Annotated in this window: 21 protein-coding genes; 8 read left to right on the top strand and 13 right to left on the bottom strand. The window is 67.7% G+C overall.

All coding sequences use genetic code 11. From position 1 onward, the window contains the following. Positions 1-254: 254 nt before the first annotated feature. The 7 genes from KTR9_RS01840 to glf form a co-directional block, all read right to left on the bottom strand. A complete protein-coding gene (locus tag KTR9_RS01840; RefSeq protein ID WP_014924964.1) occupies positions 255-1,760 on the bottom strand; it encodes an alpha/beta hydrolase-fold protein in 1,506 nt (501 codons plus the stop codon). 455 nt (positions 1,761-2,215) lie between these two features. Next, on the bottom strand, positions 2,216-3,205 hold the full coding sequence (locus tag KTR9_RS01835) for an alpha/beta hydrolase (protein ID WP_004021369.1): 990 nt from the start codon (positions 3,203-3,205) through the stop codon (positions 2,216-2,218). Positions 3,206-3,575: 370 nt separating this feature from the next. Next, complete coding sequence (gene zomB, locus KTR9_RS01830) at positions 3,576-5,705, bottom strand: flagellar motor control protein ZomB (protein ID WP_014924963.1); 2,130 nt, start codon at positions 5,703-5,705, stop codon at positions 3,576-3,578. Then, positions 5,692-6,612, bottom strand: coding sequence for a decaprenyl-phosphate phosphoribosyltransferase (locus KTR9_RS01825; protein WP_014924962.1), 921 nt, complete (start codon positions 6,610-6,612; stop codon positions 5,692-5,694). The genes zomB and KTR9_RS01825 overlap by 14 nt, the downstream gene beginning before the upstream one ends. After that, a complete protein-coding gene (locus KTR9_RS01820) occupies positions 6,609-7,367 on the bottom strand; it encodes a phosphatase PAP2 family protein (RefSeq protein WP_014924961.1) in 759 nt (252 codons plus the stop codon). The genes KTR9_RS01825 and KTR9_RS01820 overlap by 4 nt, the downstream gene beginning before the upstream one ends. Further along, positions 7,348-9,291, bottom strand: a complete 1,944-nt coding sequence (locus KTR9_RS01815; protein ID WP_010844446.1) for a glycosyltransferase — start codon at positions 9,289-9,291, stop codon at positions 7,348-7,350. Before KTR9_RS01815 ends, KTR9_RS01820 begins: the two co-directional genes overlap by 20 nt. After that, the gene (glf, locus tag KTR9_RS01810; protein WP_010844445.1) at positions 9,292-10,500 is read right to left on the bottom strand and encodes a UDP-galactopyranose mutase; all 1,209 of its coding nucleotides are present in this window, start codon (positions 10,498-10,500) and stop codon (positions 9,292-9,294) included. Between the two features lie 135 nt (positions 10,501-10,635). On the opposite strand from glf, the gene KTR9_RS01805 reads away from it, so the two are divergent. The 5 genes from KTR9_RS01805 to KTR9_RS01785 all read left to right on the top strand — a co-directional run bounded on the left by KTR9_RS01805 (position 10,636) and on the right by KTR9_RS01785 (position 14,653). After that, complete coding sequence (locus KTR9_RS01805) at positions 10,636-11,418, top strand: glycosyltransferase (RefSeq protein ID WP_014924960.1); 783 nt, start codon at positions 10,636-10,638, stop codon at positions 11,416-11,418. Further along, positions 11,415-12,365 (top strand): acyl-CoA dehydrogenase family protein, encoded by a 951-nt coding sequence (locus KTR9_RS01800; protein WP_014924959.1) that lies wholly within the window; start codon positions 11,415-11,417, stop codon positions 12,363-12,365. Before KTR9_RS01805 ends, KTR9_RS01800 begins: the two co-directional genes overlap by 4 nt. Then, a complete protein-coding gene (locus KTR9_RS01795) occupies positions 12,365-13,144 on the top strand; it encodes a PIG-L deacetylase family protein (RefSeq protein WP_014924958.1) in 780 nt (259 codons plus the stop codon). The genes KTR9_RS01800 and KTR9_RS01795 overlap by 1 nt, the downstream gene beginning before the upstream one ends. 80 nt (positions 13,145-13,224) lie before the next feature. Next, the gene (locus KTR9_RS01790) at positions 13,225-13,860 is read left to right on the top strand and encodes a class I SAM-dependent DNA methyltransferase (RefSeq protein ID WP_014924957.1); all 636 of its coding nucleotides are present in this window, start codon (positions 13,225-13,227) and stop codon (positions 13,858-13,860) included. A 109-nt stretch (positions 13,861-13,969) separates the two neighbouring features. Beyond that, the gene (locus tag KTR9_RS01785) at positions 13,970-14,653 is read left to right on the top strand and encodes a GAF and ANTAR domain-containing protein (protein ID WP_014924956.1); all 684 of its coding nucleotides are present in this window, start codon (positions 13,970-13,972) and stop codon (positions 14,651-14,653) included. A 30-nt stretch (positions 14,654-14,683) separates the two neighbouring features. Here the strand turns inward: KTR9_RS01785 and KTR9_RS01780 are convergent, their stop codons facing one another. After that, a complete protein-coding gene (locus tag KTR9_RS01780; RefSeq protein WP_014924955.1) occupies positions 14,684-16,267 on the bottom strand; it encodes a SpoIID/LytB domain-containing protein in 1,584 nt (527 codons plus the stop codon). Positions 16,268-16,764: 497 nt separating this feature from the next. Here KTR9_RS01780 and KTR9_RS01770 point away from each other — a divergent pair, with 497 nt between their 5' ends. Then, on the top strand, positions 16,765-18,492 hold the full coding sequence (locus KTR9_RS01770) for a peptidoglycan recognition protein family protein (protein ID WP_014924954.1): 1,728 nt from the start codon (positions 16,765-16,767) through the stop codon (positions 18,490-18,492). Positions 18,493-18,499: 7 nt separating this feature from the next. Here the strand turns inward: KTR9_RS01770 and KTR9_RS01765 are convergent, their stop codons facing one another. The 5 genes from KTR9_RS01765 to KTR9_RS01745 all read right to left on the bottom strand — a co-directional run bounded on the left by KTR9_RS01765 (position 18,500) and on the right by KTR9_RS01745 (position 23,267). Then, positions 18,500-19,339, bottom strand: a complete 840-nt coding sequence (locus tag KTR9_RS01765) for a Cof-type HAD-IIB family hydrolase (protein WP_014924953.1) — start codon at positions 19,337-19,339, stop codon at positions 18,500-18,502. Then, positions 19,339-20,151 carry a lysophospholipid acyltransferase family protein gene (locus KTR9_RS01760; protein WP_044505648.1) on the bottom strand — a complete coding sequence of 271 codons (813 nt, stop codon included), beginning with the start codon at positions 20,149-20,151 and terminating at the stop codon, positions 19,339-19,341. Before KTR9_RS01760 ends, KTR9_RS01765 begins: the two co-directional genes overlap by 1 nt. Positions 20,152-20,241: 90 nt before the next feature. After that, the gene (locus KTR9_RS01755) at positions 20,242-21,012 is read right to left on the bottom strand and encodes a lysophospholipid acyltransferase family protein (RefSeq protein WP_044505647.1); all 771 of its coding nucleotides are present in this window, start codon (positions 21,010-21,012) and stop codon (positions 20,242-20,244) included. Between the two features lie 119 nt (positions 21,013-21,131). Then, on the bottom strand, positions 21,132-21,935 hold the full coding sequence (locus KTR9_RS01750; protein ID WP_238554014.1) for a PucR family transcriptional regulator: 804 nt from the start codon (positions 21,933-21,935) through the stop codon (positions 21,132-21,134). 267 nt (positions 21,936-22,202) lie between these two features. Continuing rightward, entirely contained in the window at positions 22,203-23,267 is a 1,065-nt protein-coding gene (locus tag KTR9_RS01745) for an alpha/beta hydrolase (RefSeq protein WP_238554012.1), read from the bottom strand. 202 nt (positions 23,268-23,469) lie between these two features. Here KTR9_RS01745 and KTR9_RS01740 point away from each other — a divergent pair, with 202 nt between their 5' ends. Both KTR9_RS01740 and KTR9_RS01735 read left to right on the top strand, forming a co-directional pair. Beyond that, entirely contained in the window at positions 23,470-25,074 is a 1,605-nt protein-coding gene (locus tag KTR9_RS01740; RefSeq protein WP_014924948.1) for a Rieske 2Fe-2S domain-containing protein, read from the top strand. 23 nt (positions 25,075-25,097) lie between these two features. Then, a complete protein-coding gene (locus KTR9_RS01735) occupies positions 25,098-25,712 on the top strand; it encodes a TetR/AcrR family transcriptional regulator (protein ID WP_014924947.1) in 615 nt (204 codons plus the stop codon). Positions 25,713-25,715: the final 3 nt, after the last annotated feature.

The raw sequence follows: 25,715 nt of genomic DNA, 5'->3' as shown, positions 1-25,715 counted from the left end.
GGCAGTACTGTCCGGCGACACCTCACGCGTCCGGCCTGAGGCCGATCGCGACACAGGGGGCACCCTGCATCGCACACCACGTCAGGCTACCGCCCGTACGAGGGCCTTCCGTCCGCCGCACTCGCACCACCTGCACAAACGGTCCGATTCCTCAGCGAAGTTTCAGGCCGTACACACGTGGGGTCGAGGTTGGGGCACCGACGGGTACCCCCGTCGGCACGCTCCGTGGATCCCGGTTCCCTCCGCCGGCCTCCTCACTTCAGGACCTTGGTGCCGTCCTTCGCGGTCCAGGTGATCCGGCCGTGCTCGAAGTAGCTCACGCGGCCCTTGCCGTCGCGGGTGGGGAGTTCGTCGGTCGTCGGCTTGCCGAGGCGTCCGGCCGGACCGCCCGCGGCGACGTAGGCGCCGCCGATCGCACCGGTGACGATCTTGGGTCCCTTCGGCCCGGTGAACATGCGTCCCCCGGCGAAGTCCTGGGCCTTGCCACCGGCCACCGGGTACGACGGGGTGAGGCAGCCACCGAGGTCCGCCTTCCTGGCGTCCCAGACCTTGCGGAAGGCACCGTCGACCCGGCACGCGACCTGATCTCGCGAGAGTCCGAGTGCGGCGGCGGCCTGCGGCCAGGCCTGGATCATCTCGAACTCCCAGTACGGCCAGGTATGGGTGCCCGACGGCCGGTAGTTCGCCTGACCGGGAATTCCCTTGCGGTTCAGCTGGATCGCGAACTGCTGTGAGGTGACGCGGCTCAGCATCTCGAGTCCGACACCGGAGTAGTTGGTCGCGAGCATCGGGATGTCCGACGGCTTGTCGTGGGGACCCACCATGCCGTTGCCCGACGAGACATAGAGACTCGTCCCCTGCAGCTTGTCGACCAGCAGGTACGGATCGTGTTCCTTCCAGGCCGGATCCGAGGGCGGCCCGAACATCTTCATCGAGTCGTAGCCGCCGCCGTCGCGCACCGCGAACTGGATCGCCTGCGGCATGCCGAACGAACTCAGCTGCAGGATTCCCGAGAACGACGCCGCGAACTTGTAGAAGCCGGGATTGCGTGCGGCCAGCATCATCGCCGCGGAGCCGCCCATCGACAGCCCCTCGATGCCGCGGACGTCGGTGGAGCGCCAGTCGTTCTCCAGGATGGGCGGCAGTTCCCGCATGAGGAACGTCTCCCACTTGTAGTTCTTGCCGCGGTCGGGTTCCTTCCAGTCGGTGTAGAAACTCGACTCGCCACCGATGGGCAGGATGACGTTGACGTTCTTGTCCTTGTAGAAGTCGACGATCTTGGTGTTGATGATCCAGCCGCTCTGATCGTCCTGCGCGCGCAGTCCGTCGAGCATCGTCAGCTGCGGGAACTTCTCCTTCGGCTTCGCGTGCCAGTCGCGTGCCAGCAGGATCTGCACCTGGATGTTCGTGTTCATCGCCGGGGAGTAGACCCACAGGGCCACACGCCGGTCGGTGTACCAGTAGGTGTTGGTCACCTTCGCCGGCTGGGCGGCCGGCACCGAGGCCGGTGCGGGCGACGGCGCGCTCGGTGAGGCGGGTGGCGCGGGCGCGGCCGGCGGTGCTGCGGGGGCCGGCGGGGCCGGCGCGGGTTCGGCACCGGCGAGACCGTTTCCGACCACGAGCACGGCCACCGTCACCAGCGCGACCACGGCGGCCTTCACCGGACGAAGGGTCGACCGACGACGGGCCGCGCGCGCGTCGGCCTGCCCCGCCTCGGCCGGTCGCGCGTCGACCTTGTCTGTACCACTGTTTCGCCGCATCACTCTCCAGAACTCCTTCGCCCCTGTGCGCCGGCAGCGTCGCAACTGATTCCCCTCAGTCACACGCGCCTCTCCAGAATCAAACGCCTCAGGAGTTTCTTACACGTCCGAACGCACCCCTGTCCGCACGCCACGCTGTGACACGTGGGATTTGTGTGACAGTTGATATCTCGCCCTGCTCCCTGAGGAGCGCCCGGAGCTTGCGGAGGGCGCGCACGAAGGGTCCGGCGACCGAGGTTGCGAAACCCTTCGTGACGCTCGCAAGCTCGCTCCTCAGGGAGCAAGGATTGACGCTCGCAAGCTCGCTCCTCAGGGAGCAAGGATTGACGCTCGCACGCTTGCTACTCAGGGGGCAGTGGTAGCGCAGAGGTTTTCGCAGGACCCCACAACACGACGACGCCCCGCCCGGAAACCCGGGCGGGGCGTCGTGCGGCCGGAGGACCGGCGATGTCAGATCAGCGGAAGAATCCGCGGTTCTTGGCGTTCCAGATCATGTCCTGCCAGTAGCCCCAGGCGTGGGTGCCGTTGGCGTAGTAGGTCATCAGCGGGACGCCCTGCACGAAGGCCGCGGCCTCGAAGGCCTTGGACTGCGTGAACGCGAGCAACTCGAGAGTCGAACCCTTGAACAGATCGTCGAACACGTTGGGCAGTGCGTTGTAGCGGCCGAAGAGACCGTTACCGGAACCGACGAAGACCTTCATGCCGCGCATCAGGCCGATGTTCCAGAAGGGATCGTTCTGGAACCAGCGGATGCTCCACGGCGGGCCCCACATCGCGTCGATGTTCCATGGCTTCGGGTCGACGTCGAGCATCGCCAGACGCAGCGCGGTACGCATGCCGGGTGCGCTCAGGAAGTTGTAGCCCGAGAGCGAGCCGGCGCGGTCGAAGTGCTGGCGGTTCTGGGCGCCGAGGACGAGCGCGGCGTTACCGCCCATCGACAGGCCCATGATGGCGTAGCGCTTCGACGGTCCGACGCGGAAGCCGCGGGCGTCGAGTGCGCTGATCAGGGTCCGGCTGATGACGCAGTTCCAGCGGTACCGGTAGGGCTGCCGGTTGAAGTTGCTGGGCGCATCCCAGTCCGTGTAGAAGCTCGCGGGTCCACCGATGGGCTCGACGACGTTGACGCCGGACTTCACCATCTCCTGGACGTTGGTGTTGATCTCCCAGCCGCTGTAGTCGTACTGGGCGCGCATGCCGTCGAGAAGGATGACGGTCTTGTAGTTGCCGGGCTTCTTCCAGGCGCGGACCTTGACGTTCGGCATCCCGCAGCCGTTGACCCAGAACTCCTGCTTGCCGACCTGCGTTCCGCCGATCCGGGCGTTGGCCTGGCCGGCGACGACACCGGTCAGTCCCACGACTGTCAGGATGGCGACGAATGCGGCGATCAACCGGTTGCTCATCCGGTTGCGCGCAGGCCTCGGCGCCTCGGTGGCAGCTTCACGCATGTACAGAATCTCCCTCTTCAGCCGATCGACCGGAACTCGTAGTCCCTAGCGGCCGACCGATCCTTGTGCGTCACACATTTGTCGTCCCCCGGCTCATTGCGCGGCGCGACGTCGTTCACGAGTCGTTCTCGCATGCGATTCACCGTCGGCGAGCCTATTCGATGCCCCCGAACGTGACAAACCATGTGATAGCGATCACAACCCCCGTCACTTCGGCGTCCCAGCAGTTCAGAACGCCTCCGTCACGACCTTTCTATCGGCCGCTCCCACGGGGACGTTACCGATCCGAGATGTTCCGCGGCAACTCCACAGGTTCGACCCCGCGTTTTCTATGCGTTCTCTTGGTGTCGTGTGCTGGGGTGGGCGACGCTCAGCGCGGGTTCACCGGCGGGGGCATCTCCAGGCCGCAGCGCTGGATCTCGTACTCCGGCTCGCGCTGGATTCGATAACTGTTGAAGGTGAACGCCTGACGCAGGTTGTGTTTGAAGCGATCGAAGGACCACGGGGCCTCGAACGAGGCGAACCGGTCCTTGGTCTCCGGGCACTGCAGGGCGACCTGGGCCTGGCGGACCAGGTCCTCGTCGAGATACCCGGGCAGCACGGGACGCCGCGGGAACGCGCCGGCCTCGGCGACGACCCATTCGCTCGGCAGGATCTTGTCGTGCCCGATGCGGCCGTCCTCGAGGCGCTCGGTGTGCGCGGCGAGCGGGTACGCCAGACCCATCTGATCGATGACGCGCACATCCAGCGGTGCGTTCATGCTCGTCATTCCCAGATTGAGGAAATAGACGGTCACCTGCCGCTCGGCGCCCTTCGGCATGACCGGAGGCAGCTGCGCCACGTACCACTCGTCGTAGTTGAACGACGGCAGGATGACGCCGCCGTCCTCGCGGTACTCGTCGATCTTCTCGACCATCGCGCTCATACGCGGATAGTCGAGGTAGTCCTCGGCGGTCACCGGATTCTCGTTGCCCATGTTGGTGACGTAGAAGCGACGCTCGTCGACGATGCCGCTGCGGCCGATGTCGATGCCGGCGTTCGGCAGGACGTTGGCGTGCGTGGCGACCGCCCACACGACGACGGTGATCCACATGCCGCTCATGGCCACCGCGCCGACGAGCTGGGCCCGTGCGCGACGACGATCCGCCGGCCCGGGTGCGGCCGGCTCAGGGACGGGGCCGAGGTCCGGATCGTCGCCGACGGGATCGGAGATCACCGAGTCGGAGTCCTTCGGCGACCGACGACGGAACGCCGCGCCGACGTGCACGGGAATCGTCACCGGCACGACCATCAGCGGCAGCAGGGTGACGAAGACCGGAACCAGCAGCACCCGCCCGTGCATGAAGTCGCCACCCTGACGCGTCCAGTAGACGATCAGCACGATGCCGGCGAGCACCACGACGGTCACCACCGCGGTCGAGGACTGCAGCCGCCGCGACCATCCGGCGAGACGCGACGACCACGACGCCGTCGCGTCGGCATCAGCGGCGTCGGCTGGGTCGGTGGTCGCCTCGGCGACCGGGGCGTCGGAGCTCGTGGTCCGCATCCGGCCGCCGACGACCAGCAGCACGCCCGCCAGCATCACGAGCACGGCAGGCAGCACCAGCACGTAGGGGCCGAAGAGGTTGGTCAGATACGCGAAGCCCTGATCCCACTTGGCGCCGCTGGCGTCTTTCGCGACCGCGGGATTGGGAACCAGCAGGGCGTAGTAGCCCATGCGGAAGATCTGGTAACCGACCGGTAGCGCGCCCGCGACCACGACGACACCCAGTCGCATCTTCCAGCCGAGCGGCGCGAAGAACACCAGCAACAGGACCAGGCCGCCGAGTACCGCCAGTTCGGGACGGATCAGGGGGGCCAGTCCCGCGGTGAAGGCCAGCGCGAGAGTGGCCGCCGCGGCCCTGCGGCTCGTCTGCACCGCCGCGCCCCCACGGCTCGTGTGCGGGCCGCGACGGGCCCACGCGACGAGCTGACACCACAACAGCGCCGCCCAGAAGATGCAGAGGCCGTTCTCCAGTCCGCTGGTCGCGAAGTCGCGGGCGGGCGGGATGGCGATGTAGATGACCGCTCCGAACGGCAGCAGCAGGGTCCAGCCGTCGCCGGTGAGCCCGCCGACGCGAGTCCCGAACAGACGCGCGCTGCCGTACATCGCGATCGGGATCGCGGCGACCGAACACACCAGCGCCACCCACAGCGCGACGTACTCGAGCTGACCGTCGGTGATCCACGCCCAGAACCACAGCAGATAGGTCCAGGCGGTCGAGGTGTTCGCCTCGACACGCTCCCCGGCGTTGAACACCGGGCCGTTGCCGGCGAAGAGGTTGCGCAGCGTGCGCAGGACGATGAGCCCGTCGTCGGCGATCCATCGGCGCTGCCACGCGCCGATCGCGAAGAAGGTGGTGACGACGACTGCCCCCACGACGAAACTGACGGCCGCAACCTTGTTGCGGCCGGTGCTCAGCGCCCGGAAACCGGTTGGCGATCCATCAATTGACTGCATAGACCGCGACACCCACACACACCAGCCACGCCAGGGCGAGCAGCTGCAGGACACGATCGCCCAGTGCGATCTCCTCGGGCTCACCCGCGGCGCCGCCGTCGACATCGACGGCGTAGCGCAGGATCGCCACCGTGAACGGCACCATCGAGATGGCGTACGCGACGTTGGTGTCGTGGTCGGAACCCTTGTCGAAAGCCCAGAGGCCGTAGAAGATCACGACCGCGGTCGCCGACAGCGTCCAGACGAACCGCAGGTAGGTGGTCGTGTAGTACTCGAGCGCCTTGCGGATCTTGGCGCCGGTGCGTTCGGCGAGCTGGAGTTCGGCGTAGCGCTTGCCCGCCGCCATGAACAGCGAACCGAAGGCCATGACGAGCAGGAACCACTGCGACAGCACGATCTCGGCCGCGACGCCGCCGGCGATCGCGCGCAGCAGGAAGCCCGACGACACGATGCAGATGTCGATGACGGCCTGGTTCTTCAGGCCGAAGCAGTAGCCGAGCTGGATGACCAGGTAGATCGCGATGACCACGGCTGTCTGCCAGTTCGCCAGGAAGGCGATGCCGATCGAGCCGGCGAGCAGGACGACGGCCAGGACGTAGGCGAGCCGCACCGGGACGACTCCGGCGGCGATCGGCCGGAACCGCTTGGTCGGGTGGTTACGGTCGGATTCGACGTCCATCGCGTCGTTGACCAGGTAGATGCTCGACGCCGCGAGGCAGAACGCGACGAAGGCGATACCGGCGGAGGCCAGCACCGAGGCGTCGGTGATGTTGCCCGCGGCGAGCGGAGCGGCGAGCACCAGGACGTTCTTGACCCACTGCCGCGGCCGGACGGCCTTGATCAGCCCGGACGTCAGGTTCTTCGGCGGTCCGAGAACCTTCCCGTGCTCGATCGGCTCCTCGCTCATGCACTCTCCCTGTGTCGTGTCACCCGCGCGATGACGGGGGACGCGGCAAGACGCAGCGGCCCGCCGGGTACCGCGGCCGTGAGGCCGAGGCGGGCCAGAAGGCGCGCCGCGCGGCGGGCACGCCCGTGGTCCGGGTCGTTCCGGGTGGGTTCGAGCAGCACCTTATCGCCCGCGATGACCGCCGCTGCGCTCGCGGCACCGATCGCGGCACCCGCGGTCACATCACTCGGGTAGTGGACACCCAGCACCAGTCGGGACACGAGCATCGGCGGCACCAGGACGGCGGGCAGCACCTTCGGGTCCCAGCCGGCGGCACGGCCGATGAGGATCGCCGCCGCGGTCGTCGACGTGGCGTGTGAGGACGGGAAACTCAGCTTGCTCGGCGTCGACACCCCGATCGCGATGGCCGGATGGGCGGGACGCGGACGCCGCACGATCCGCTTGATGATCACCGACGCGGCGTGCGCGCCGAAGGCACCCACCCCCGCCTCGAGCCAGAGCTGTTGCGCACGGACGTCACCGCGGCGGCGGGCCAGCGCCCAGCCGGTACCCGAGATCGCGAGCCAGCCCAGCGCGTGCTCGCCGACGTGCGACAGGCCGCGCGCCGCCGGACGGACGCCGGGGCGGGCGCCGATCCCGGCCTGGATCGCGACGAGTGCCTTCTCCTCCCCGCTCAGGGGACGCGGGATGTCGTCGGCCGGGACCCGGCCCGTCTCCTCGACATCGTCCAACGGATTACTCAATTCCGAAGACACCCGCCCAGCTCTCCTTCGATGTCAGATCGCGGTGCGCAGACCTGTACTGCTGCTTCATCTCCGGGAACTTCTCTTGCAGTTCCTTCACGAGGGCGAAGTGTTCGCGCGCGAGCTCGATCATCTTGTCGCGATCGCGCTGCCGATAGACGACGCCGCGGCCGTCGGCGGTCGTGACGGTGACGCCGTCGACACGCCCGAGCGAGAACCACCGCGCCTCGATCGGCGGGAAGTTGGCCTGCGGCACCTCGTGATGCCGGGGGTCGGCCGGACGAACGTTGTTGACCACGGCGCCGGCCAGCGCCTTGATCTTGCTGATGGGGTTCAGCGGGATCGAAGTGCCCAGATGTGTTGCCTCGCCTGAGGTCCGGGGCAACTCGGTCGCCGACGGCAGGACCACCGCATCCGGATACTGCTTGCGCATCTGCGCGACCTTCGGCAGCGCGGTCGGCAGCAGGCTGCGGATGTGATCCGGCCCGGCCAGGAAGTCCCGGATCGCCTCGTTCTGGATCGCGACGGTGGAGTACTCCAGGCACAGAAGATGTTTGGCGGTCGCCTTGGTCATCGACCGGACGATGCCCTTGATCGGGCCGTCATGGTGGATCGACGCGACGACGAGCCGGTTGCGCAGGTGGAAGTACGCCTGCCAGTCGATGGCGTCGTCCTTGTCGCTCCAGGCCATGTGCCAGATGGCGATTCCCGGCACGGTGGCGGTGGGGTAACCGGCCTTGGCCGCGCGCAGCGCGAACTCCCAGTCGTCCCACTTGATGAACAGCGGCATCGGCAGACCGATCTGCTCCGCACACTCGCGCGGGATCATGCACATCCACCAGCCGTTGCCCTCGACGTCGATCCGCCGGTGCAGGTTCTTCGAGTTCTCGCGGTCACGCAGCGGGTACTTGGAGAAGTTGTGGTCGTATTCGACGAAGGGCGCCGCGGTCCACATGAAGGTGTCGCGGCGGATCACCTCACCCATGCAGTGCAGGTGACTGCGGTCCTGCAGGTTGAGCATCTGGCCGCCGACGAGCATGGGCGCCTTGGCGAATCGCGACATGGCCAGCGCGCGCAGGATCGAGTCGGGCTCGATCGCGATGTCGTCGTCCATGTAGAGCACGTAGGGCGAGTCGGTGAGCCGCAGCGCCTCGTACATGATGCGCGCGTACCCGCCCGAACCGCCGAGGTTGCCCTGGTCGAAGATGTGCAGGCGGTCGCCGAGAGCCGCGGCGGCCTCGGTGTAACCGGGTTCGTCGACCACCTTCTTCGTACCCTGGTCGGGCATCATCACCGCGTCGATCACCTCGTCGACCATCGGGTCGGAGGTCAACGCGGCCAACGCGTTCACCGCATCGGTGGGGCGATTGAACGTCGGGATCCCGACCGTGACGCGCTTGGTCTCCGCGTCCGGGGTCGGCGCCTCGACGGACGCATACCAACCGGCGGAGACGATCTCGGTCTCGGTGTCGGTGGTGACGTCGAACCAGATCCAGCCGCCGTCCTCGAAGGGACCGAGATCGAGCTCGAATTCGACCACGCCGCGGCCGGTTTCGTCGGTGTCGACGAGGTCACCGCCGATCCCGATCCGCGACCCGTCGATCTTCGACCGGTACAGGTCGACACGGCAGGTGCCGATCACCTCGACCCGCAACACCACCGAGTCGAGGATGCTCCAGCGACGCCAGTAGGCCGCGGCGAACGCGTTGAAGTAGGTTTCGAAGCTCACCTCGGACTCGGCGCCGAGGAGCACCGAGGTCCGGCTCGGGGCGTGTGCCCGGCGGTTGTTGCTGTCGGACTCGACGACATAGAGCGAACGGACGTCGAGCGGCTCCCCGGCACGCGGGAAGATCACCCGCTGCAGAAGGGATTTCGCTTTCGACGGTCCAACGCCCGCGTCGGGGATGTCGGACTGGTTCACGGGAGTCACCGTCATCTATTCGGCTCCTGCGGGATCGGCCACCAGCGGCGCACCATCACGCAGATGCGGTGCCAGGGTGTTGTCGAACATGGTGAGCGCGCTCGCGATCGCCATGTGCATGTCGAGGTACTGATAGGTTCCGAGGCGGCCGCCGAACAGCACGCCGGCGCTGGCAGTCTCGGTGCGCGCGAGTTCCCGGTAGGCGGTCAGCATCGCCCGGTCCTCCGGGGTGTTGATCGGGTAGTACGGCTCGTCGTCGTTCTCGGCGAATCTACTGAATTCCCGCATGATGACCGTCTTGTCATCGGGGTAGGAATCCCGTTCGGGGTGGAAATGCCGGAACTCGTGGATACGGGTGAACGGGACATCGGCGTCGTTGTAGTTCATCACCGGGGTGCCCTGGAAGTCGCCGGTGTCGAGCACCTCGGTCTCGAAATCGAGTGTGCGCCAGCCGAGTCGGCCCGCCGAATACTCGAAGTAGCGGTCCACGGGGCCGGTGTAGACGATCGGGGCGTCGGGACTGTCGGCTCGCAACTGATCACGCACATCGAACCAGTCGGTGGACAGGCGCACCTCGATGCGGTCGTCGGACGCCATGTTCTCGAGCCATGCGGTGTAACCGTCGACCGGGAGACCTTCGTACGTGTCGTTGAAGTACCGGTTGTCGAAGGTGTAGCGGACCGGCAGTCGAGTGATGTTGCCCGCGGGCAACTCCTTGGGATCGGTCTGCCACTGCTTGGCGGTGTAGTGCTTGATGAAGGCCTCGTACAGCGGACGGCCGATCAGGCTGATCGCCTTCTCCTCGAGGTTGCGCGCCTCAGCGGTGTCGATCTCGCTGGCCTGCTCGGCGATCAGCTTCCGCGCCTCGTCGGGGCTGAAGTACCGGCCGAAGAACTGGCTGACCAGTCCCAGACCCATCGGGAACTGATAGGCCTGTCCGTTGTGCAGTGCGAACACGCGGTGCTGGTAGTTCGTGAAGTCGGTGAACTGGTTGACGTACTCCCACACGCGCTCGTTGGACGTGTGGAACAGGTGCGCCCCGTACTTGTGGATCTCGATGCCGGTCGTCGGTTCGGGTTCGGAGTACGCGTTGCCGCCGAGATGCTCGCGTCGGTCCAGCACGAGGACCCGTTTGCCCAGCTGCGTCGCGGCCCGTTCGGCGACGGTGAGGCCGAAGAATCCGGAGCCGACGACGATCAGGTCATAAGTGCTACTGGTTGCCACGGGTCCTCAGGGTAACGGACCCTTCCTGAGGAATCTCCGAGCCACGTGGCCTGGCACGGAAGCCGGGTAATGTTTCGATCATCGGCCTGTAGCCTCCGGGCCCGTACCTTTTCCTGTGACCAGTTCGGGGTTTGAGTGACGCCGCTGTTCGTTCGACCGCCCGACGACGGGGCGCCCGCCGCCCTCTCGCGGCCCCCCGGGGAACAGACCGACGCCCCTCCGCACGCGGTCGAGCGCATCGTCGTCGTGGTGCCCGTCCACAACGAGGCCGAACGTCTTCCCGCGTGCCTCGACGCTCTCGAGGCCGCGGCGACGGCGGTGGAGATCCCGGTGGAGGTGGTCGTGGTGCTCGACGCCTGCGACGACGACTCCGCGACGCTGCTCACGGCAGGTGTGTCGATCGTCATCGTCGACGTGCGGAGTGTCGGGGCGGCTCGTCGAGCCGGCTTCGCGGCGGCGGACTCCCCGGCGACCCGGTCGCACACCACCTGGTTCGCCACCACCGATGCCGATTCGACGGTTCCACGCGATTGGCTCGTCGAACACCTCGCCGCCGCGGATGCCGGTGCGGACGCATATGTGGGCACCGTGGTCCCCGACGGTTTCGACGGGTGGCCGGCGGGGACCGGCGCGAGGTACCTGCGGGAGTACGACGCCAATCGCGGACACGGCCACGTCCACGGCGCCAATCTCGGCGTCCGGGCCTCGGTGTACGACGAAGTCGGCGGGTTCTCGGCGCTCGACGCCGACGAGGACGTCGATCTCGTCGACCGGTTGCACGCCGCGGGGGCGGTCATCGAACGGGGCGCTCACGCCCCGGTCCGCACGTCGACGCGGTGCGACGGTCGGGCACGCCACGGATTCGCCGGCTACCTGCGGCACCTCGCCGGGGACCAGGCCGACGAGGTGGCCGGGTGACGCCCGCACGGGCACGGGCACTCCTCGACGATCCGTCCGTCGCGCTCCCCCGCCCCGGTGAGGGACGCACCCTCGACCGGTTCGCCACCCTGGTCCGTGCCTGCTCCGACGACATCAGCACGGGCCGGCTCCTGGAGGCGCACGCCGACGCCGACGCCATCCTCGCGGAGATCTGCGGCGGTGGAACCGCTCCGGGAGAGTTCTGGGGTGTGTGGGCCGCCGAGCCGCGCGGCACCCGCGTCGACGCCCGGCCCGGCGCACAGGGCTGGGAACTGAGCGGGGTCAAGGAGTGGTGCTCCGGAGCCACCTCGTGCACCCACGCGCTGGTCACCGCACACACCGAGGCCGGCAATCGGCTGTTCGCCGTCGACCTCGGCCGCCCGGGGGTGTCCGCGGACAGCTCGGGGTGGGCCAACACGGGTATGCGCGACACCGACACCGGGACCGTGACCTTCGACGCAGTGCCCGCCGACGCCATCGGCGAACCCGGCGACTATCTCGACCGGCCCGGATTCTGGCACGGCGGGATCGGGGTCGCCGCATGCTGGTTCGGCGGGGCCCGCAAGGTCGCGGCACCGCTCTACCGCGCCGGTTCCCGCACCGACGACCCGCTGCTCCGCATGCATGTCGGCGCCGTCGACGCCCTTCTCGCATCCGGGTGGGCGCATCTACAGACCGCGGCTCGCGAGATCGACGCCGACCCGACCGGGCCGTCGAAGCGACTCGCCTTCGCCGTGCGCTGGTCCGTCGAACAGATCGCGACCGCGGTGATCGACCGGATGGGTCGCGCGCTGGGCCCCGGCCCGCTCGCCGCCGACCCCGACCACGCGCAGGCGGTCGCCGATCTCGTCGTCTACATCAGGCAGTCCCACGCGGACCGGGACCTCGCGGTGCTCGGCGGACTGACCGGGGGACGCATCCCCGGTCCGGGACCGGAGCCGTCGTGATGACCGACGATCCCATGTCGACCCGACGCTTCGGATCCACCCCGACGTCGGCGGACGGCACTCCGGAATCGGAGTGGCAGGAGTGGTTCGCCGCGCGTGGACCGTGGCCCGACTTCGAGCCGGACGTCCGTCGGCTCGTCGTCCTGGCGGCCCACCCCGACGACGAGATCCTCGGCGTCGGCGGTGTGATGGCGTCCGCCCACCGGCGGGGTGTCGAGGTGGTCACGGTCTGTCTCTCCGACGGCTCTGCGTCGCACCCGGCTTCGCCCACCCTGTCCCCTGCCGAGCTGGCAGTACGTCGACACGCCGAAGTGGACGCCGCGACCGCGATCCTGGGACTCGGTCCGACGCGATGGTGCGGGCTCGGCGACGGCACCCTCGCGAGCCGCGAGGACGAGATCGAGGCGATCGTCGACGCGACGCTCACGGAGAGCCCCGACATCCCGACAGCACTGCTCGCCGTGTGGGCGCACGACGGTCATCCCGACCACGAGGCAGTCGGGCGATGCGCCCGACGTGTCGGCGCTCGGCTCGGTGTCCCGGTCTGGATGTACCCGATCTGGATGTGGCACTGGGCGAAACCCGACGACCCGGAGATTCCGTGGGAGCGGATGCGGACCCTTGTCCTCGACGACGACGTCGCGACCGCCAAGCGCGCGGCCGTGCAGGCCTTCGAGACCCAGATCCATCCGCTGTCACCGGCATCCGAGGACGCCGCCGTACTCGGACCGCACATCCTGGACCGGCTGCTCCGCGACCGGGAGTTCGTCTTCGGGTGACCGGACATCGCCGAACAGGCGCGGGCCGGGCAGCGCGACCGGGCGAGAACAGAACGGGCGAGAAACAGGACGGCGAGGGCATGACCGACGACATCACCGAGGGCGACCGAAACGGACTGCCCGACAGCTATTTCCACGAGATGTATCAGGACAGCGATGACCCGTGGGGCTTCTCGTCGCGGTGGTACGAGCAGCGCAAGTACGCCCTGACCCTCGCGGCGCTGAGTTCCCCCCGATACGGGACGGTGTTCGAGCCCGGTTGTTCGATCGGTGTGCTGAGCGCCGAGTTGGCCAGGCGCGCCGACCGTCTGCTGTGCACCGACGTCAGCCCGCGCGCGGTGGAACTCGCCCGTCGCCGGCTCGACGGTCACGCCTCGGTCGAGGTGCGCGTCGGCGACATCGTCTCCGATTGGCCGCCCGGCCGTTTCGACCTGATCGTCCTCAGCGAAGTCCTCTATTACCTCGATGACACGGACCTCGACGACCTCATCGCACGTCTCCCCGACGCGCTGACACCGACCGGCGAAGTTCTGGCCGTCCATTGGCGGTGGCCGGTCGAGGAATATCCGCGGACCGGGGACGAGGTCCACGACGCGCTGCGGAGGTCGTCGTTGACCACGTCGGCGGAGTACGAGGACGCGGACTTCCGGCTGGATGTGATGACACCGTCACCTGGCACTTCAGTTGCGCAACGAGAAGGGATAGTCGGCGTCTGACCCGCGCGGGGTACGGCATAATGGTCTTTTCGACATCGGGTGTGTTCGAAGCCGCGCTCAGCTGTCGGCCCCAGCTGAGGCGCGCGGATGATGTCTCAGAGGAGGCAGGATGACTGAGTTGGCGGACTTCGGCGCGCAGATGACGCGCATCGCCGGTGAGATGCGCAAAGAGAGCGACGACACCGAGGCGGCGTTGCGTTCCATGACCAAGTTCGCGGTCGACGCGATCCCCGGAGCAGAGTATGCAACCGTGACCCTGGTCTCCGAGGACACGGTCGAGACACCGGTCATGGTGGGTGATCTCGGTGGCGAGGCGGACAGGCTGCAGCGTGAGCTCGGCGAAGGACCGTGTCTGCGCGCGGCAGTCGGCGTCCTCACCGTCTGCATCCACGACATGCGCACCGAGCCGAGATGGCCCGCCTTCGCCTCGGCTGCAGCCGAACTCGGTATCCGGTCGATGGCCTGTTTCTACCTGTACATAGACGGTGACAACTCGGGCGCCCTGAACCTGCACAGCACCGTCGCGAACGCGTTCACCATGGAATCGCTGCAACTGGGTGAGCTGTTCGCGGCCCACGCCGCGACGGCGTTGGGGGCGGTGCAGGAGAAGGAGCAGCTCAGGACAGCCCTGAGCTCACGAGACATCATCGGTCAGGCCAAGGGCATGATCATGGAACGGTACCGGCTCGGCGCGAACGAGGCGTTCGCGCTGCTCGCACGGCTCTCCCAGGACACCAACACCAAGCTCGTCGACGTCGCCGTCCAGATCGTGGAGGCCGGACCGGAGAGCTGAGGTGAAGCAGGGCTCCCCCAGGTACCCCGATCAGCGAAACGCGTCGCGCTTCGGGAAGCCCAGCGCGGGGATGCCACCGCGATCCTGGTAGCGCTCGAGCCCCTTGCCGACGAGTACCCGCGGTCCGGTGGCCGGGGTGAAGAACATCATCCCCTTCTCGAAGAGCTGGGTGACGCCCGCGGCGTCCGACGTGAGGGTCGGTACGCCCAGCACCTGACCCAGCGGTCCGGTGATCCCGCCGAGGTCCGCGAAACGTCCGTTCATCGCAGATGTCGCCATGTCGAGGAACTTCGACGAGCCGGGCAGGAACTGCTCGGCGAGCTGATTGAGGCTGCCGAAGTCGATACCACCGCCACCGGGCGACGCCGGACCGGTGGGCGGCTTGACGATCCGGGGCGGTGCGGGCTGACCCTGTACCGCGAACCACGACGACTTCAGCTGCAGCTTGGTACGCGCTTCCTCACCGCTCACCTCGGCGGTTCCGCCGGAACCGACCGCGCGCACCTTGATCGCACGACCGTGCTCGGCGCCCAGACCGTTGGCCTCGATGACCTCGAAGCTCCGCAGGGCACCGACACCGAAGGCCGATCCGATGCTGCCCGCACTGACGGTGGCGGTCCAATTGTGGTTGGGCGACACCGTGTCCCCCTCGTCGATGACCGCCGGGAAACGGCCACCCGCGGTGTATCCGCCGGTCGACGCGGAGAACTCCGTGAAGGCTGGCTGCCCGTTCTGCAACAGGATCTGGCCCGCGGTGGCGTCGGCGGCCGCGTTGGTCCGCCGGTCCTCGCCCGCGACGCCGCCGTAGACCTGCGAATTCTGGGTGTCGTCGATCTTCTTGCCGCCCGCGATCGCCGCGAGCGCGTAGGTACGGGCGGCCACGGCTTGCGCCTGCAGCGCCGCCGCGCCACCGGAGTCGCCCCATGCGGGCAGGCTCTCGCGTGGGATGACGCCCTTGACGTAGTCGTCGACGTGGATGCGGTTGACCACGCGCCCACCTTCGAGACCCATGGCCCCGCGATAGGCCTTGTTGGAACCGCAGAACTTGAGGAACTCACCGGCGGGCCGGTTGGGGGCCATGCTGAGAGGTTCGACGAATGTGGCCGGTACCGACCGCACCGGTCCACCGCCGCATCCGCTGAGGATGGTGGCCGTGCCCCCGGACAGGCTGACCGCCTGCCCGGGAGCCACCGTCTGACCACCGACTCGCATGCCGGCGTCCGCGTGCACATTCACCGAGCCCTGACCCGTGAGGGCCACCTGGATCTCGGGCCTGTCCACCTTCCCCGCGGTGGTGCCACCGTAGTAGTGGCGCAGGATCTGCTGTGCGGTCCAGCCCTTACGGGCGTAGCCGTACGCTCCCCATTGCCCCATTCCGCGGCCGTGGCCATGACCGTGCCCGATCAGCGTCACCGTCGACCCGACCGAAAGCTCGACCTGATCGGCCGATTCCGATGAACCCGCGACAGCGAGGCCACCGGCGAGCAGTGCGGGCGCCAGCCCCGCCGCGGCCCAGGTCAACGCTCGGTTACGGGCCCGTCCGGGCCGCGCACCGCTCGCCGTCCATCTCGGCAGAAGCCGTGTAGGTCGGGCTTTGGTCACTGCTGAACACATCCTTCGGTCGCGACGACACCAGCCGCGGGCGCCGCAACGTCGCGACCCCCGTAACGCCTGTGACTGATGTGACGATTGGGACTTAAGTGACCCTAGTGAACGAAGATGCGGATCACCAACCCGAGGGGATCACAACCGGATCACGAGTTGTCCGGGCCGCCGTGACCTCTGGCAGGGACCTCCGGCCGGGACCGGAGCGGCGGCTCGGATTCGTATGTCGTTGCGCTCCGATTCCGGGCTCGATGCCATACGGATGAACGCGCGTCGACACATTGATCACTTCTGTCACACAGATAACAAGAGCATCACGAGTTACCGGGTCGCGGCGTGTGTCGCCGTCGCGATCGGTGGCCGACAGCGACGATGACCGCCGTACCGAGCACAGTCGATGACGCTTCGGCGACTTCGGCTGCGCTGATGTCGACGGCTGACCGGACCCGACCACACACCCAGACCACGGGCGTGCCGCGGTCCGACCAACCTGCGAGGAGACCTGAGTGCGTTACCCCAGACCGAAACCCTCGATCGCGCTCGCCGCGATCGCCGCCGCGGTCGTCGCGACTCCGTTCGTGGTGATCGCGAGCGAGTCCGAGCCCCGGCTCGTGGACAACAAGCAGACGGTCTCCAACACCGAGATCGAGCAGGTCCCGCTGCGGGAACTGCCTGCCGCCATCGTCGACGTCGCGACATCCGGACTCGCCGCGGCGGGTGTCGAACTGCCGCCGATCGATCCGGACGCGTTCCCGCTGCCGGATCTGACCGTCCCGTTGCCAAAGGGTCTCGTCCCGGGCGCAGGTGGGGCGTCGACGAGTGCCGACCCGTCCGCGTCGCCGGAGTCGTCGACGCCGGAATCATCAACGTCGGAATCGTCGGTGCCGGAGACATCCTCGTCGGAGACGTCCGAGTCCTCGGCAACCCCCACCACCGATGCGCCCACCGGCGAGCGTCGGGCACCGTCGACGACGCGGGAGGCCCCCGACGACCCGACGGTCCCGGTTCCGCGCGGTGAGCGGACGCCCGGCAACCCGACCGGTTCGCCGTCGGCGAGTACGACGCCGGCGACACCCACGATGGCCGACGGGCGCGAGGTCGGGGCGGCGGTGACGCACATCGTGCGCGACGCGCCGATCAAGATGGTGGCTTTCACCTGGGACCGCCCGGTCGACGTCGATCTGAAACTGCGAGCCAAGAACCCCGACGGCAAGTGGGGACCGTGGACCGTCCTGGAACAGATCTCGCGCGGACAGGCGCCCAGCGCGAAGAATCCGGTCGGTACCGAGCCGGTCTGGGTCGGCGACGCGCGTGAGGTCCAGGTGGCCGCGAGCAAAGACGGACTCGCGATCCCGGCCGCCGAGACCCGGGGCGGCGATCTCGCCCAGCTGGCCGTCGGCACCGCGAGCACGGTGGTGACGAAGCTGGCCACGACCGCCCTGAACACGCTGAAGGCGACGCTCATCAGCCCGGAGAGCCTGCTGGGCCTGGGCTCGTCGCTGCTCACACCACTGACCGGCGGACCGCAGGTCGTGGCCCGCCAGGCCTGGGGCGCCGACGAGTCCATCCGCTGTTCACAGCCGGTGTACTCGCCGCAGATGCGCGGCGCGATCGTGCACCACACAGCCGGCAGCAATGACTACACCCCGCAGCAGTCCGCCGAGATCGTTCGGGGCATCTACGCCTACCACGCGCGCAGCCTGAACTGGTGCGACATCGGCTACAACGTGCTCATCGACAAGTACGGCCAGATCTTCGAGGGCGCGTTCGGCGGGCTCGACCGCAACGTCGAGGGCACCCACACCGGCGGATTCAACAAGGAGACCGTCGGGGTGTCGATGATCGGCAACCTCGAAGAGGTGCCGCCGACCGCGGCGATGGTGTCGGCGACCGGCAAGTTCCTGCGCTGGCGCCTCGGCAAGGCCGGCCTCAATCCCGCCGGTACGGCGACCTTGACCTCAGAGGGCTTCTCCGGCACCAAGTTCGCGGCGGGGACGCAGTCGAACCTGCCCGTGATCTCCGGGCACCGGGACTACAACAGCACAAGCTGCCCGGGCGTGCACGGCTACGCCGCACTGACCGCGATCCGGGCGCTCGCCGGGGGTGCCGCACCGGCACCGGAACCGGCGCCGCCCGCGGATCCCGCCGCCCCGGCGCCCCCGCCCGGCGAACCCGGTGCGCCCGCGCCGCCGGCCGATCCGGGTGCGCCCGCGCCGGTACCGCCGGCGGCCTGAGCCGGGTTCAGCGCTCGGCGAACCAGCGCTCGAGCACCTTGGCGACGCCGTCGTCGTTGTTGCCGACGGTGACCTCGTCGGCGGCCTCGAGCGCCGCCGGGTGGCCGTGGCCCATCGCGACGCCGTGCCCTGCCCAGGTGAGCATCTCGGCGTCGTTCGGCATGTCGCCGAACGCGATCACGGCGTCGACGGGCAGTCCGGTGAGGTCGGCGAGGCGCGCGAGCCCCGATGCCTTGTGGGTACCCGGCACCGACAGTTCGATGAGTCCGTTGTCGGTGGAGAACGTGACCTGGGCGAGGTCGCCGACCACGGGCCGCAGACGACGGGCCATCTCATCAGAGGCCATATCCGGTTTGCGGACAAGGAGTTTCACCGCCGGGTCACCGAACACCTCGTCGTCACCGACCTCGACGTGGTCGGGGTTGAGCCAGGCGTGTTCGTAACCCGAACTGGCCACGAACGGCGCGGTCGCCGCGTCGTGCGCGGACCGGCCCGCCCGCTCTGCCGCGATCCCGCATCCCGGGATCTGTTGGTAGGCAATCTCTCCGAGCTTGACGAGCGCGTCGGGTTCGAGGTTGGCCGACCACAGCACACGGTCGTTTTCGGCGTCGTAGATGATGGCGCCGTTGGCGCACACCGCGTACCGGACGAATGCCTCGGTGCCGGTGAACTGATCGGTGATCTCCGCGATCCATCGCGGGGGCCGTCCGGTGGCAAGCACGAACTCCACTCCGGCGGCGCGGGCGGCCGCCAGCACGGACACCGTGCGCGGGGAGACCCGGTTCTCGTCGTCGATGAGGGTTCCGTCCACGTCGCTGGCGATGAGTGTGGGTGGACCGAATGTCATCAGCGTCTGCTTCCTCTCGACCGAGCTCTCTCGGCGGCTCGTTTCGCCCGCGCCTCGGCTTTGCGCAGCGCCTCGTCGGCTTCGATCACGGCGGCCTCCTGGGGTGTCGGTGCCGAACCGCCCAGTCGCGACGGGACCCAGAACTCACCCCGTGGATGCGGTCCGTAGGAGTCCTGGACCTCGTGGAGCATCGAGTTCATGGTTTCGCGGAGCCTCAGCGTCTCACGCTCCGGTGTCTCGTCGAGTCGTGGGGTGAACGGCAGGCCGTACCGGACGTGTACCGGGAGACGGCTGCGCCCGATGTTCCGCACTCCCCCCTTGGTCCACTGGCGATGGGCGCCCCACACGATCGCCGGGATGATCGGGACGCCGGCCGCGGTGGCCATCCGGGCGGCCCCGCTCTTGAACTCCTTGAGCTCGAAGCTGCGGCTGATCGTCGCTTCCGGGTAGACGGCGACGATGTAGCCGTCCCGCAGGCGACCGAGCGCGGCGCGATAGGCCTCGGCGCCGCGCGACCTGTCGACGGGGACGGTCCTGGTGTGGTTGACCAGGAACCGCATGATCCCGATGTCCATCACCTCGGACTTGATCATGAAGCGGGTGCGGCGGCCGGCGCGCTGGACGCCGAGCGCGAGCGGGAGGAAGTCGGCGTAACCGGTGTGGTTGACACACAGGACGGCGCCGCCCGAGTCAGGGATGTTCTCGATGCCGGCGAAGTGCAGGTCGAGGGCCTGCGCCCGGACGAGCCCGTTGGCGATGAGTTCCAGGGTGCGATACACCGGCTCGCGGTGTCCGTGCCTCCCTGCGCTCATGCGTCCAGGTTAACTGGGCGCCGCGACACCCCCGGCGACGTCGGACACCGGCACCCCGGCCGGTCGACGGCCAGACGACCAGACGGCCGGTCAGACCACTCCGGGATCGTCTTTTCGCGGCTCGCGCTTGGCGGCGCGTTCGGCCTGCTCCTGGGCATCCATGCGGTTGGCTTCCTCGAGCGTCGGCGCGGAACCGCCGAGCCGGGCGGGAACCCAGAACTCGCCCTTCGGGTGCTCGCCGTAGGCGTCCTGGAGTTCCAGGAGTTTTGCGCTCATCACCTTGTGCAGCTCGGCGGTGAGGGCGTCGGCGCTGCCCGTGGCCTCGAGGGGCTCGCACACGCCGATCGAGATCTTGTACCCGGTTCGACCCAGTTGCTTGGGATGACCCTTGGTCCAGACGCGCTGGGCGCCCCAGATGACGGTGGGGACGATCGGCGCGCCGGATTCGAGGGCCATCCGAGCGGCGCCCGACTTGAAGGCCTTCAGCTCGAAGCTCCGACTGATCGTCGCCTCGGGGTAGACCCCGACGAGTTCGCCGCGCCTGAGGTAGTCCACCGCATTGCGATAGCTGTCCGCCCCCTGGGCGCGATCGACGGGAATGTGCTTCAGCGAACGCATGATCGGACCGGAGATCTTGTTGTCGAAGACCTCCTTCTTCGCCATGAAGCGGACCTTGCGGCGCCCCTGCAGGAAGGCCGGGATACCCGCATAGGTGAAGTCGAGGTAGCCGGTGTGATTGATGGCGACGACGCCGGGGCCCTCGGCCGGCACGTGCTCGACACCCGACACCGTGAACTTCAGACCTTCGGCCAGCCACAGCAGCCGGGCGGCGGTGATCACGGAGTCGTAGACGGGTTCCATGCGAGAGAGCTTAGCCACTCCATTCCGAGCCCTGGCGATCGTCCGTGGTGATTGCCGACAGGAGGTCGACGGCTGCTCGTGGCTGAGCTGGAGTCGACCGTGGAGCAGTCATGCACTGTCTAGAAGTGGCCGACTGTCATCATCATCGCGGTGGCACGTGCACGATTCTCGATCGCGTCGACACCGAAACCCAGATGGTCTGACAGCTTGGTCAGTCGGTATGCGACGGTGCTGTGATGCAGGTGCATCCTCTGCGCCGCCGCTCGCAGACTCGTCGCCTGCAGATATGCCCGCAGAGTCGACAGCAGCTCGAGGCCCTGGGAGCTCTCGCGCAGTTCGGTTGCTCGGGCGACATCGGGAACGAGCTCGAGGGGCAGCTCATTTCCAGGGGCCAACAGGTTCAGGGCGCCGAGGTCGTCGGCTCTGACCACGGTGACGGGGCCACCGGCTTGGCGACGTGCAAATCTTGCAGTGCCGACGAGGACATGCGCCTCGGACGCCTCCGCCGCGACAGAAATACCCATCCGCACGGACCGTGAAAGCGCCGTTGTGACGAACTCGGGCGTAATCGCGAAGGACGCCGGTACGAGCGCAATGACCTCGCCCTCCACCTCCACCTCGGTTGCGCGACCCGATAGACGCTCACCTGGCAGCAGCAGGCGTGGACCATCATCGGCGGCGTACGCAACCACACGCACCGGCGTCGACGGTTCGATCCTCAGAGCGGCGCAGGAAGTGAGCACCGCCAACTCATCCGGCGGAAACAGCAGGTTCAGGGTGTGTTCCACCTCGGACAACACACGTCGCTGTTGGAGGATGATCGCGGCGGTCAGCGCCATCCGGTCCACGAGCATGTCATCGAGCGGCAGAGCCGGACCCGGGCGCTCGATCCAGACCGAGCCGACGACCACATCGTCGACCACGACCTCCTGCGACGCGCTGGGCGCTTGTCGATTCGGCGGTGACCACCGCCCCCGTGCATCGCAGCGACGCGGATCGGAACGGATTGACCCGTCTGCGATGTCGATACCCACCACGCAGTTGGCCAGCGCAGCACTCGCCCGCAACATCGCGGCGGTATCGGCGCCGTGTCTGATGAGCGCGTCGAAGTAGTCGATCACCCGCACCAGACCCGCCGAATCTGCATCGAGTTCGGCGAGTCGGTACATGAGTCCCTGCATTCGGCAACGCTACGAGGCCTGTGACCCCAGGCGCAAGCCTCGCCGCAGGGCTCCGAACGCCTCTGCCGTCGCTCTCTTGCTGACCTCCGCTGTCGCCACCATTGCGGAACCGTGGAAGGTGCCGGGGAACGAATGAAGCTCGACACTGACACCCGCGCGAAGCAGTTTCAGAGCATAGTCGATTCCCTCATCACGGAGGGGATCCAACTCCATGGTGCAGATATAGGTGGGGGGAACGCCGGAGAGGTCGGTTGCGCGGGACGGCGCGGCGTAGATCGACACATTCTGGTCGTCGGGTCCGGTGTAGGTCTCGCCAAGGTAGTACTTCCAGGACAAGATCGCATTGCCCCGGTGCCATACCGGCGTGTCGACGAAAGCTGTCATCGACGCGCTGGTCAATCGGTCATCCAGTTCCGGGATGTCCAGCAGCTGAAACGCAACGGGCACGACGCCCTCGTCTCGGGCCCGTAGGACGGTTCCGGCGGCGAGCCCACCACCTGCGCTCTGCCCGCCGATCGCTATGCGGGAGGGATCGACACCGAGTTCCGCCGCATGGTTGTGGACGTGAGTCAGAGCTGCGTAACAGTCGTCCAGCGGGCCCGGGAACGGTGTCTCTGGCGACAGCCTGTAGTCGACACTGGCGACTGCGATTCCGAGTTGCCGAACCGCTTCGACACAGTAGGGATCGGAGTCCGACGCCATTCCCGTGGCGAAGCCACCCCCGTGAATCCACAAGAGAACGGGCAGAGGTCCTTCGGCTGTCTCCGGAGTGAAAAGGCGGATGTCGACATCGGGATCCCCGCCGATTCCCGGTACCGACAGCTGCTGTCGGCGGACTCCTTTCAGTGACAACTCCGCCAACTGCGGGGCGACGAGCGTTTCGAGCGTTCGACGCGCAGAGGCAAGATCAGAGAAGTCCATATCCGGGATCATCGAGACAGCTGCCGCGAGTTCGGGGTCGAGCTGTGGGAATTTTGTCGTCATGACCCCAGCATCGCCCCCGATGTGGTCCCCGTCACCAGCTGCGCGTTGAGCATTCCGGCAGCTTATTCCGACGAGTGTCGGAGCAGTCACCTGTCTCTGCCCGGGGCGACGCCCTCGAACGTTCGGTACCTAACCCGTGGATTCCGGCCCCGTCGCCCGTCATTCGTGAGTGTCGTCACCGTCGGGCCTGGTCAGGACTCATGGCCCACGCACCCGCCCGGCACGGCTCGATATCCTGGACGTTTGTAGTGCCCTGCCGCGCAGCCCCGCGCACACCATGAAAGGCCCCTTCGTGCAGATCACCAGCATCGGTCATGCCGGTTTCCACATCCAGACCACCGCCGGATCGATCCTCTGCGACCCCTGGGTCAACCCGACGTACTTCGCCTCCTGGGTGCCCTTCCCGGACAACTCCGAACTCGACTGGCAGACGCTCGGCGATTGCGACTACCTGTACGTCTCGCATCTGCACCGGGATCACTTCGACGAACGCAACCTGCGGGAGAACGTCAACAAGGACGCCACGGTTCTGCTGCCCGACTACCCGGTGCCGGATCTGCGCCGCGAACTGGAGAAGCTCGGGTTCACCAAGTTCGTCGAGACCACCGACTCGGTCAAGACCACGGTCACGAACGACAAGGGTTCGCTCGACGTCATGATCATCGCGCTGCGCGCGCCCGCCGACGGCCCGATCGGCGACAGCGGGCTCATCGTCTCCGACGGTGAGACGGTGTGCTTCAACATGAACGACGCACGACCGATCGACCTCGACGTGGTCGGCGAGGCGTTCGGGCCCGTCGACGTCCATCTGCTGCAGTACTCGGGCGCGATCTGGTACCCGATGGTCTACGACATCCCGCGGAAGTCCAAGGCCAACTTCGCCTCTCAGAAACGCCAGCGCGGAATGGACCGCGCGCGTTCGTACATCGAACAGGTCGGGGCGACCTGGGTGGTCCCGTCGGCCGGACCGCCCATGTTCCTCGACGAGGACCTCTTCTACCTCAACGACTTCGGGTCGGGTGAGACCGCGGACGTCACCTCGATCTTCCCAGACCAGGAGACGTTCCTGGAGCAGATGCGCATCCACGGAACCGACGACGGCGAGAAGCACCGCGGCCTGATGATGGTGTCCGGTTCGGTCGCCGAGTTCTCGGGTCCGGTGCTGAACGAGGTCACGCATCCGTACGCTCCCGCCGACGTCTTCGGCGAGAACAAGCGCGCCTACCTCGAGCGGATGAAGGAGAAGTTCGCTCCGGTCATCGCCGCGGACAAGGCCACGTGGGCGCCGGCCGACGGCGAGCCGCTGATCGGCGCGCTCCGCGAACTGTTCGAGCCGATCATGGCGCAGTCGGATCTGATCTGCGACGGCATCGGATACCCGGTCGGACTGGTGATGACGCCGGGCGGCGGCGCGGCCAACGAGGCCACCGAGACCGTCGTCCTCGACTTCCCCAACCGCATCGTGCGCGAGCCCAAAGAGGGAGAGGGCAAGTACCGCTACGGATTCCGGATCGCCACCGAGCTCGTGCGGACCGTCCTGCGCGACAACGAACCCGACTGGGTCAACACCATCTTCCTGTCGACCCGGTTCACCACCTGGCGGATCGGTGGCTACAACGAGTTCCTCTACACGTTCTTCAAATGCCTGACCGATGAGCGGATCGCCTATGCCGACGGCTGGTTCGCCGAGGCTCACGACGACTCGGCGTCGATCACCAAGGACGGCTGGGAGATCCAGCGGCGGTGCCCGCACCTCAAGGCCGACCTCGGCAAGTTCGGGGTCATCGAGGGCGAGAAGCTGACCTGCAATCTGCACGGATGGCAGTGGGATCTGCCCACGGGACGCTGCCTGACGTCGAAGGGCCACGACCTCCGCGCCTCCAGGCTCGACTCCTAGTCGCGGGCGGATCACGACCAGAGATGACATCCGAGCGCACGTACGGCGGCCGCGCGGTGAGCGACCGCGCCGCCGAACGCCGGCAGCGCTTCCTCGATGCCGCGCTGGTCGAGTTCACCGACACCGGTTATGCGAAATCGTCGGTCACATCGATCTGCCGGGTGGCGGGACTGTCCCGCCGGCAGTTCTATGCGGAATTCACCGACCGCGAGGAACTGCTGGTCGCCCTGTACGACACCGTTCAGGGCGCCGCGCGCGTAGCGGTGGCAGAAGCACTGGCCGCGTGTCCTTCTCGCGACCTCCGCGACCTGAGCACTGCGGCGATGCGCGCCTACATGGAATCGGTGGGCACCGATCCCCGGCGCGCTGCGGTCTCGTTCGTGCAGATCGTCGGGGTGAGCTCACGCGTCGAGCAGCACCGCCTCGACGGCCGCGAGGAGTGGGCGGACTTCTTCGTCGCCGCCATGGCCGATTTCGCCGGCCGCCCGGCAACCGAGAGACAGCGCCATCTGGCCATCGCCTTCGTCGGCGCACTGACCGGACTCGTCCACAGATGGAGCGAGACCGCAGATCCCGCCGCCCTCGATGACATCGTCACCGTGCTGGCCGACATCCTGCTCGCCTTCGCGCGTCTCTGATAC

The sequence above is a fragment of the Gordonia sp. KTR9 genome (genome assembly GCF_000143885.2).
In the GTDB taxonomy this organism is placed as follows: domain Bacteria; phylum Actinomycetota; class Actinomycetes; order Mycobacteriales; family Mycobacteriaceae; genus Gordonia.
Note: the sequence above shows the minus strand (reverse complement) of the source record. Positions and strands in the feature narration are given on the sequence as shown.